The sequence below is a fragment of the Allokutzneria sp. NRRL B-24872 genome, assembly GCF_002155965.1.
GTDB lineage: Bacteria > Actinomycetota > Actinomycetes > Mycobacteriales > Pseudonocardiaceae > Allokutzneria.
Window position 1 is genome coordinate 1 of the sequence record NZ_MUMH01000348.1, and the last position, 585, is coordinate 585.

Genomic DNA, 585 nt, shown 5'->3' on the forward strand with positions numbered 1-585 from the left:
CCGGCGGGGGCCACCATGCCGAATCCGAGCGCCGCGACGAGCACGGCGGCGGCTGCGGCGGAGCGTGCTGCGCGCACGGTGATGGACATGCTTCAGCCCTCTTTCGTCCGTTGCAGGGGTGCGGGTGGAGGCAGGGCCACCCGCCGGACTGAGGCGATGGTCACAAATCGGGCTAAAAAAGCGCTGACATCCGACCGGAGTTTCGCGGAATTCGCCTGATCAGGCGGTACGCGCACGAGAAGGGGGCGCCCTTTCGGACGCCCCCTCGACTCCGTTCAGCAGACTTCAGCTCAGATGACCTCGGTCACCGAGGCCGGTCCCGCGGCGCTGATGTCCGGCGAGATCGTGTCGTTGACCTCGACCAACTCCGGCTCCACCGCGTGCGGCTGGATCTTGCCGTCGCGGATGTCCTCGGCCCAGTGGCAGGCGACCTTGTGACCCGGCACCAGCTCGCGCAGCGCGGGTCGTTCCGTGTCGCACTTGCCCGGCTGCCGCCAGGGACAGCGGGTGTGGAACCGGCAGCCCGTGGGCGGCGCGGCGGGCGAGGGCAGGTCGCCGGTCAGCAGGATGCGCTCGCGGCGGTCC

1 protein-coding gene is annotated in these 585 nt (G+C 70.4%); it reads right to left on the bottom strand.

What is annotated here, in order from left to right; all coding sequences use genetic code 11:
* Window positions 1-290: 290 nt before the first annotated feature.
* Window positions 291-585, bottom strand: a 295-nt coding sequence (locus tag CCN37_RS37975; protein ID WP_371505730.1) for an oligopeptide/dipeptide ABC transporter ATP-binding protein, incomplete at its 5' end; no start/stop codon positions are given.